Origin of the sequence: Maritalea sp., assembly GCF_051251695.1 — a bacterium.
Taxonomy (GTDB): Bacteria; Pseudomonadota; Alphaproteobacteria; order Rhizobiales; family Devosiaceae; genus Maritalea.
In genome coordinates this window covers 1-9,053 of the sequence record NZ_JBPOEU010000051.1, presented here as the reverse complement: position 1 = coordinate 9,053, position 9,053 = coordinate 1, and the positions used below count along the sequence as shown (strand labels likewise).

Genomic DNA, 9,053 nt, shown 5'->3' with positions numbered 1-9,053 from the left:
GTTTTAAATAGAGATTTCACAGATATGCAGCCAATGGCCGCTGCTGGTGATTTGTCGTGCGCGAAAAACCAACTTCCACTCCTTCTCGACCTCCTCCTTATTTGCCCCTGAGCACCGGCAGTTCTCGGCATGAGAGCGGGCGTTTAGGGGAGTAAAACAAAAGCCAGAGATTATAAAATTTCCGGCCCGCAATTGTTTTATTTGGGGTCGACCACATTAGGACTAAATCATGAGCACCACATCACAATCCAATACTGACCGCGTTTTCATCTTTGACACGACCTTGCGCGACGGGGAACAAGCCCCTGGCGCGACGATGACTTTTGAAGAGAAATTGCAGGTTGCTGAATTGCTCGACAATATGGGCGTTGACATTATTGAAGCGGGTTTTCCAATTGCCTCAAATGGTGACTTTGAAGCTGTTTCCGAAATTGCTCGCCGGTCTAAAAATTCTGTAATTGCCGGGCTTGCTCGGGCAATTCCGGGTGATATTGATCGTGCAGGGCAGGCCATTCGCCCAGCAGCCAGAGGACGTATACACACGTTTGTCTCTACCTCTCCAATTCACTTGAAATATCAAATGAATAAGAACCAGGACGAGGTTTTGGAACTTGTCACCCAATCAGTGACGCAAGCGCGAAACCTTATCGATGATGTTGAATGGTCGGCAATGGACGCAACCCGCACGCCGATAGAGTATTTGGCGCGTTGTGTTGAGGCCGCGATTAAAGCTGGCGCGACCACCATTAATATTCCAGACACTGTTGGATTTACGGTGCCAGAAGAATATTTTGCGATGTTCAAAACTTTGATTGAAACGGTTCCAAATTCTGACAAAGCCATTTTCTCGACCCATTGTCATAATGATTTGGGCATGGCGGTAGCCAACTCAATTGCGGGTGTTCAAGCTGGCGCGCGTCAGGTTGAATGTACGATCAACGGATTGGGTGAGCGGGCAGGGAATGCCGCGCTTGAAGAGTTGGTGATGGCATTGAAAACACGCGGTGACGCGTTGCCATTCCACACAGAAATTGATGCAACCCACTTGGCGCGTGCTTCTAAAATTATTGCAGCGGCGTGCAATACCCCGGTGCAGTTCAACAAGGCTATTGTGGGCAAAAATGCTTTCGCCCATGAAAGCGGCATCCACCAAGATGGTATGCTAAAAAATGCCGAAACGTACGAAATTATGACACCGGCAAGTGTTGGCATCAAAGAAACATCTTTGGTGATGGGCAAGCACTCAGGTCGCGCAGCATTCAAAGATAAATTGAAAGACCTTGGCTACGAGTTGGGCGACAATGCGTTTCAAGAAGCGTTTGTGCGGTTCAAGGATTTGGCTGACCGTAAGAAAAACGTTTATGACGACGACTTGGTCGCTTTGGTTGATGATGAAATGGGTTCAATTGAAGACAAGATCAAACTTGTTGGCATGAGCGTTTCTTCAACGATCGGCGGCGAGCATGTTTGCGATCTTAAAGTATCCATTGAAGGTGAAGAAAAGTCAGTTCAAGTGTCGGGCACCGGCTCGGTAGATGCGATTTTCAATGCGATCAAGACCGCCGTTGGGGCAAATCCACATCTCGTTCATTACGGGGTTGATGCGGTGACTGGCGGCACGGACGCACAGGCAAATGCCCATGTCCGTTTGGAAATGAATGGCAAGATTGCCTCAGGACGCACAGCTGAACCTGATACATTGGTGGCGTCAGCTCGCGCCTATTTAAACGCTTACAACCGCTTGTTGGTTGATCGTGGGGCGTCAGCCCAAGGCGTTATGGCTGGGTAGTCTTAGTTGCCAAAATTAGAAAAGGGCGCACGATTGGTGCGCCTTTTTTGTCGCACAAGCCAATGTGAGTTGAACGTGAAGATAAGATTTGATTGCATGTGTGCAAATAAATGAGGAATTGAAATGCGTTTTATCTTTGCGATTGTGATATTGGTTTCAGCGTGGGGCAGTTCTGCCTTTGCGGCTGAAAAGGCCTATTTTGCTGGTGGTTGTTTCTGGTGCATAGAAAGTGATTTCGAACATGTCACAGGCGTGATCGAAGCGCGTTCAGGCTATACGGGTGGCACGTTGGACAACCCGACTTACAAACAAGTGACCGCAGGTAATACCGGCCATTTCGAAGCCGTTGAAATCATCTATGATCCCAAAGTTGTCGCCTATAGCCAATTGGTCGAGATTTTCTTTCGCTCGGTAGATCCAACCGATGCGGGTGGTCAGTTTTGTGATCGGGGCGATAGCTATCGTACTGCCATTTTCCCTTCAAACGAAAAAGAAACTAAATCTGCAGTTGATGCGAAACGCCTAGCGGCGACAACTCTTGGCAAACATATTGCGACGGTTGTACAGCCAGCGATGACGTTTTTCCCAGCTGAGGATTACCATCAAGACTATTACAAAAAGAACAGCCTGAAATATAATTATTACCGCTTTACGTGCGGACGTAACAAGCAAGTCGAGCGAGTTTGGGGCAAAGAGGCCTACAAAGGCATTGCTGATCATTGATCTGAATGATGATAGCGTACTGGGGCAAATACGATTTGCCCCAGCTGTGTTTTTTAGATATCGCCCGAAATGACCATATCAATTTCATGCATGGTTTCGATTGAAAGTGGTCCAAATTCGAGCGCTCGAGCATTTTTTTCGGCCTGCTTTACAGTTCTAAAACCCGGTATGGGCAGGGTGCTGGCATTATGCGCCCATATCCAGGCGAGTGCGCCCTGGCTTACCGTTCTGCCATCGACAGTCAACAATTCTCTCACGCCATCTAGACGCTGTTGCGCGTCCTCAGCGGAACTGATGCCCGTCATTTTGTCCAGCCATGGGGCACCGCCCGAACGAACGTCATCCTCGCCAAAGGCATGTTTAATCTTATAAGTCCCGCCCAACATGCCCATGGCCAGCGGTGCGCGATTTATGGAAATCATGTCGTTCGCATTGACCAATTCAAGCATGGCATTGGCTGGCGTAAACAGGTTCAAATCATGTTGAACAGTGCGATAGTTTTTACCGCCCAGCCATCCTTTTGCATGTTCTGGGTGATCCGTTGACCAGCCGTAGGCCCGGATAAGTCCCTCAGTCACCAACTCTTCCAATGCGGCTTGGGCTTGAGCCGCTGCATCCGCGTTTAGGTCGTCCACATGCAATTGGTAAAGATCGATGGTGTCGCGGTTTAAGCGTTTCAGTGAAGCCTGAACGGCTGTTCGGATGTAAGTGCGATCCGTCGCTTGGCCGGTGATTTGTTTATTATCTGGATTGAACTGATTGCCGAATTTTGTCGCAACTACGATGTCATCGTGACCCTTTAGGGCTTCACCCAAAATGATTTCTGAATGCCCGGCACCATAAACGTCCGCTGTGTCAAAGAATTTGATGCCCGCGTCTAGGGCAGCAGCAATTGCGCGTTTAGATTCATTATCGTCGACAACGCCCCAACCAACAGGAACGGCGTCGGCCCAAAAGGGTCCGCCAATTGCCCAGCAGCCAAAGCCGAGGCGTGGAATTGTTCTGTCATCCCAAAGTGTAATTTTTTCCATGATTATTCTGCCGCCTGACTATTCTGTTTTTCCAAGAACTCGGTGTAATAAGCGATTTTTTCGTTCAGATGATTTTCGTACTTGTCCAACTCGTCGCGTTTCTTTTGCAGATGAACGCGATGTTCCTCGAGCAGCTCAATTCTATCGGGAATTGTTTGGTCACCTTCCTGCACGAGCCTTGTAAAAGTCTCAGTGTGAGAAAGGGGCATGCCAGTGCCGCGCAGGCAAGCCAATAGGCCCAGCCAGCTCACGTCGCTGTCGGCATAATAGCGGTGGCCTTTATCGTCTCGCTTTGTTGCGAAAATTAGCCCACGCTTTTCATAAAACCGTATGGTGTCTGGAGATAGTCCGCTCTTTTTTCCTGCTTCGCCAATGTTCATCTGGTCACCCTTTCAGTCTGACTATCACAGACTAATAGGGTGTTGGAGTTGCTCCAGGTCAAGGGCAGGGCGTGATTTATTTCGAGGTTAGGTCCGGGGCGAGTATGTGCATATGAGGGAACGGAATTTCAACGCCTGCGGCATCGAGTGCTTTTTTACATGTCTCGTTCATTGCCATGCGCGTTTCCCAATGATCTTCAGTGCGGGTCCAGGCGCGCAGCTGCAAATCAACCGAGCTGGCCCCAAGGTTCATCACATAAACCACGGGCTCAGGCGTGCTCAATACACGTTCGTCAGCCATGACCGTTTCAAGCAGCGTTTTGCGCGCCAGATCGATATCCGCCGCATAATCAATTCCAACATCAAAGCTGAGCCTGCGGGTTAACTCTTTAGAGTAGTTGGTGATCGTGGCATCCCAGATTTTCGCGTTCGGTGTGAAGACGTATAAGCCATCAATTGTGCGCAAGCGGGTGGCGAATAGACCAACCTGTTTTACCGTGCCAGAAACCGCGCTAGATTCGATGTAATCGCCAACATTGAAGGGCCGGAGCCAAATAAGCATTACCCCAGCGGCGATGTTGGAAAGCGTGCCTTGTAGCGCCAGCGCGATGGCCAGACCAGCCGCACCAATAACAGCAATAATGGAATTGGTTTGAACGCCCAGTTGCCCCAGGGCAATAACGACGAATGTTAAAAACACCAGATATTGGAGAACCTGGGTGACCATTGGGGTGACGGTTTCATCCAGCGCTTTGGAATTGGGGATAAGCTTGGCGGCCATTGCGGATAACCATCTCGCAATGAACCAGCCAGCGGCAAGTATAACCAGCGCGATCAACAAAGTTTGTGATTGAGCTAAACCCCAGTCCAAAAATGCAGATGCATTATTTCCGAACTGCTCAACATCGGCTGCTAATTTGTCAACTTCCACGAAAATCTCATATTTTGTTGTTAGGGCGCATTTCCACTCTCTTTTGCACCAGCATTGGTACAAAAATCAAGTTCGATGAGTGCGGTAAATTTCAGTGCTAGCTGATGTCGGTATCGAGCAATGTTTGCGCGAGCGCACATGCTGCCTCGTAGCGTTTCGGGGTGAAGTAACCTTCTTCATGCAAAATGTTGATCACAGAAACGGTTTTGCCGTCTTTCACCACGGGCACATTTACGATTGAGCCGCATCCAAGGCTTTCGATAACAGATAGATCTGGAAATTGGTCACCCATTTCGCTGGTTCTGTTTGCCAGATAAGGGCGTTGGTCAACAACAACATCTTGATACCATTGGTTCTGTATCATTGGCTTATATTCGCCCGGCATTTTACCGCCGGAGGGGTAGACGGTCTGGTTTGATGAGAAACTTCTGCGGGCTAAACCGGCGTCAAAATCAAGTTCCATGATCGTAAGCAGTTTGAACCCCGGGTTCAACTTTGCGGCGTCCATCCAGTTTTGCAATGTTTGAGCGTGGGCGGTTTTCGTCTTTAGGTTCGAATTGGTCACAAAATTCCCTCAAATTTGGCGACGTTTTATATTCTTTTTGTCGCCTATTGTTTCAACTTAGTATGATCAAACGCAGTTATTCACATGTGGATGAAGCAAAGTTTGAGATTTTTAACAAATATGGGTAGTGTGATCAACGATTGTAAAACTTGTTTTGCGCCATCGAAAAAATTTTGACAGGAAATACAACAATGATCAATGTTGAATCGGATCAATCCCAAGAAATGTTGGGCCAAGAGACCGAAGAAGCGTCCAACGATAGCGCTCCGGCCTCGCCCTTGGTTGGTGGATTGATACGCGAGCGTCGTCGCGCATTGAATATGACATTGAAAGCGCTCGGTGAACTGGCAAACTTGTCCGTCGGTTTTCTATCGCAAGTCGAGCGAGACCAAGCGACCCCATCATTGGGCGCGCTTTCCATGATTTCAAAAGGGCTTGATATTGAGATGGAGTTTTTCGTTTCATCGCCTGCGGTTCATCGCGGACGGACGAAACAGGGCGAGCGTGAAAGCTTTTCCGTTGATGAGTCTTCGCTTCGGTATGAAAGACTGGGCGCTGATTTCGCCGGCAAGTCGCTTTCATCCTTTATTGTGTTTGTGCCACCGGGCTATGTGTCTGAACGCGTGAGCCACGAGGGTGAAGAAGTGATCTACATTCTTGATGGGACAATCACCACCTATGTTGAGAATGAGGAAATAGTTTTGGGAGAGGGTGACAGTTTACATTTTCGTTCCACCCGTACCCACAGTTGGACCAACAAAGGAAGCAAACAATGTCGCATTCTTTGGACGGGAACAATTCCACTTTTTAGAAATGGTGCCTCAGCAAAATAGCTCTGGACTTCCTCATTCACGACCTGTTGGTATCGTTTGTGGACAATCTGGTGTTGTATTGGTATTTGATCGGTATGCTTGTTAGTGTGCGTTTACGGATCGATTCCAATTGGAATGTTCGGGTTGAAAAAAGTGGTGGTACCTGTGGTGAATGTTGGGACTGAGATCGCGCAATCGGACTTGATTGTCCATCTTAGGTCAGCGTTGGCCCGACCAGGCGTACGTTACGAATTACTTGCCGAAGCTTTACGTCAGGCGATTGATCACGACATTCTGACATCAGGCGAATTTTTGCTCGCCGAACGCGAACTTTCTGACAGATTGGGCGTAAGCCGGGTCACCATCAGGCGGGCATTCAAGCCCCTTTTAGATGATGGTCAGCTTATTCAAAAGCGTGGTCTGGGTACGTATGTGCCCCGTAATCGGCCACAGTCGCTTGAAAAGTCACTAAAATTCTTAAACGGCTTTTCCGAAGATATTCGCAATCGCGGCATGGAGCCAAGCTCGCAATTGGTCTTTAAAGGACTTGTTGCGCCGATTTCAGAAGTTTGCGAAGCGCTGGGCGTTGAACCACACACGCGGGTTTCATGTTTTCGTCGTATACGTTTCGCTGATGGCAGCATCATGGCTTATGAGCTTGCCTATTTTCCGCTTGAGGCGATCGATGCAGAAGCGGTGGGCGAAGATGAGAGCCTTTATGCGCGTTTGGATGCCAGCGGATTTCGCCCCGTCAAGGCGCGACAGTCCATCAAAGCAACCAATTGCGATAAAGAGTTAGCGGGCTATCTTGGTGTTGAAACCGGCTCTGCAATTCTTGATATGGAACGTACGTCATATGACCGTGACGGAAAGCCAATAGAATTTACCCACTCCTATTATCGTGGCGATAGATATGTCTATTCGACCGAAGTTGGGGACGAGACAAAAATATAACGATCAAGCGGCAATGTATCGTCTGGCGCTTTAAAGTTCACAATCACACAATGGAGCAATTCCTTGCGTCTAGTTATTTTACCGAATTCTGATGATGTAGCAGAATTTGCATGCGACCTTTTTGTGCAGCAGCTTAAGCAAAAACCGCAAAGCAATTTGGGGTTGGCGACGGGCTCTTCACCCACAGCACTTTATAACAAACTTATCGAGCGCCAAGCGGCAGGCGAAGTTAGTTTTTCTGCGGCGACAAGTTTCAATCTGGACGAATATGTGGGGCTCGACGGCGACCACAATCAAAGCTATCGATATTTCATGAACGAGACTTTGTTCGATCATATTGATATCGATCTCAAGCGAACATTCGTTCCAAACGGTATAGCTGAAAATCCGAACGACGAATGTAAGCGCTACGAAGAGATGATTGCGCTTGCTGGCGGGATTGATTTGCAATTGCTTGGTATTGGAATTAACGGACACATTGGTTTTAACGAACCATTGTCTAGCCTTGCTTCGCGTACCCGCGTGAAGACCCTTACTAAATCAACAATTGAGGCCAATTCGCGATTTTTCGGTCCTGACGAAACACAGCCGACGGATTCCATGACCATGGGCATAGGTACGATTTTGAATGCCAAGCAGGTTGTTCTGTTGGCAACTGGTGAGCACAAGGCCCAAGCGATTAAGGGATGTGTGGAAGGGCCAGTGACGGCATCTTGTCCAGCCTCCGCATTGCAAATGCACGAACATGCAATTGTTGTAGCTGACGAAGCGGCAGCGAAAGATTTGACGATGAAAGACTACGCCATTTGGGCGGAGCGACGGCACCAAGCGCTCGAGAAAATGTAGTTTTCAACTCATTTGAAGATTCATTCATTTAGACCCTGTGCTGGAAATAGCGCAGGGTTTTTCTTTTTGATTTACTCCAAATTATGTCTTTCGTGGTTTGGATGGGCGCAGAAAACTGGCCTAGCTTTAACTTGAGCGATGATGCCAAACGAAACACGGCAACCCATTTGGTAATTATGGCGGACATGACTGCAAACATGACGGAGGATCATCAATCGACCCCCACCTTGAGCAAGCAGCTCGATCTGGAAACAGTTGATGGCTCGAAGTGGGATGAAACTGCCCATCTTTTTGACAATGTTTGCCAAGAACAATTGCACGTCTTTGCTGCAGAGCGTTGGCCGCAAATGGAAATCGATTGCTTACATTTTAAACGCGCTGGCGAATTGGTTGCGGGTTGTTTGATCATGCACCGAACTGCGCCGTTGGGGCTGGGCGGCTTGGCTGTTTGTAAATGGGGCCCGATGGTGCGGGATGCAGCTGCAGATGATGCGGCGCAAATTCACGATGCGGTTATTGAACAACTCAATCAAATTTATGCTGTTAAAAAGCGCATGATGTTGTCCATCTTGCCACGTCCCCGACCGGCACAAACCAATTTTGCCGTGGATCAATTGCTTGCACATGGGTTCAAAGCTGGATCTGGTTTGCCCTATCCAAACCGATATTTTGTTAATGTTGACATAGATGATGACGCCATGCGGTCAAGTTTTGGTCAAAAATGGCGTGCCCATCTGAAAAAGAGCGAAACGAATGGGCTTGAGTTTGAGCATTGTGATGTTTCGCGTATGCCTGTTTTCTACGATCTTTACAAAGAAATGACGGACCGAAAGCAGTTTCCTGATTATTCGGCTTTTGACTCGTTACATTTTCTCATGGAAAATATTGAGAAAAGCGTGCTTCCAGAACTATTTCTTGTGCATCACGAGGGTGAGCCGGTCGCTGGCGGCGTTATTTTTACGGCAGGCGATACAGCAGTTTATCTTTACGGCGCAACCAGCGATAAGGCGTTACCCTTGCGG

The 9,053-nt window shown here is 48.3% G+C and carries 10 protein-coding genes; 6 read left to right on the top strand and 4 right to left on the bottom strand.

Features of this window, described 5'->3' with window-relative positions; genetic code table 11:
* Positions 1-229 precede the first annotated feature (229 nt).
* On the top strand, positions 230-1,789 hold the full coding sequence (locus ACSHWX_RS17375; protein WP_435669477.1) for a 2-isopropylmalate synthase: 1,560 nt from the start codon (positions 230-232) through the stop codon (positions 1,787-1,789).
* Between the two features lie 123 nt (positions 1,790-1,912).
* On the top strand, positions 1,913-2,512 hold the full coding sequence (gene msrA / locus ACSHWX_RS17370; RefSeq protein WP_435669476.1) for a peptide-methionine (S)-S-oxide reductase MsrA: 600 nt from the start codon (positions 1,913-1,915) through the stop codon (positions 2,510-2,512).
* 53 nt (positions 2,513-2,565) lie between these two features.
* Here the strand turns inward: msrA and ACSHWX_RS17365 are convergent, their stop codons facing one another.
* The 4 genes from ACSHWX_RS17365 to ACSHWX_RS17350 all read right to left on the bottom strand — a co-directional run bounded on the left by ACSHWX_RS17365 (position 2,566) and on the right by ACSHWX_RS17350 (position 5,419).
* Positions 2,566-3,543 (bottom strand): aldo/keto reductase, encoded by a 978-nt coding sequence (locus ACSHWX_RS17365; RefSeq protein ID WP_435669475.1) that lies wholly within the window; start codon positions 3,541-3,543, stop codon positions 2,566-2,568.
* A gap of 2 nt (positions 3,544-3,545) precedes the next feature.
* Positions 3,546-3,923 (bottom strand): MerR family transcriptional regulator, encoded by a 378-nt coding sequence (locus ACSHWX_RS17360; protein ID WP_435669474.1) that lies wholly within the window; start codon positions 3,921-3,923, stop codon positions 3,546-3,548.
* A gap of 76 nt (positions 3,924-3,999) precedes the next feature.
* Positions 4,000-4,854 carry a mechanosensitive ion channel family protein gene (locus ACSHWX_RS17355; RefSeq protein ID WP_435669473.1) on the bottom strand — a complete coding sequence of 285 codons (855 nt, stop codon included), beginning with the start codon at positions 4,852-4,854 and terminating at the stop codon, positions 4,000-4,002.
* A 97-nt stretch (positions 4,855-4,951) separates the two neighbouring features.
* The gene (locus ACSHWX_RS17350; protein ID WP_435669472.1) at positions 4,952-5,419 is read right to left on the bottom strand and encodes a hypothetical protein; all 468 of its coding nucleotides are present in this window, start codon (positions 5,417-5,419) and stop codon (positions 4,952-4,954) included.
* 191 nt (positions 5,420-5,610) lie between these two features.
* Between ACSHWX_RS17350 and ACSHWX_RS17345 the strand changes: the two genes are divergently transcribed.
* The 4 genes from ACSHWX_RS17345 to ACSHWX_RS17330 form a co-directional block, all read left to right on the top strand.
* The gene (locus ACSHWX_RS17345; protein ID WP_435669471.1) at positions 5,611-6,252 is read left to right on the top strand and encodes a helix-turn-helix domain-containing protein; all 642 of its coding nucleotides are present in this window, start codon (positions 5,611-5,613) and stop codon (positions 6,250-6,252) included.
* 132 nt (positions 6,253-6,384) lie between these two features.
* The gene (locus ACSHWX_RS17340; RefSeq protein WP_435669478.1) at positions 6,385-7,185 is read left to right on the top strand and encodes a GntR family transcriptional regulator; all 801 of its coding nucleotides are present in this window, start codon (positions 6,385-6,387) and stop codon (positions 7,183-7,185) included.
* Between the two features lie 63 nt (positions 7,186-7,248).
* A complete protein-coding gene (gene nagB / locus ACSHWX_RS17335; protein WP_435669470.1) occupies positions 7,249-8,031 on the top strand; it encodes a glucosamine-6-phosphate deaminase in 783 nt (260 codons plus the stop codon).
* 83 nt (positions 8,032-8,114) lie between these two features.
* Positions 8,115-9,053 (top strand): lipid II:glycine glycyltransferase FemX (locus ACSHWX_RS17330; RefSeq protein WP_435669469.1); only part of this gene is annotated, 939 nt, incomplete at its 3' end.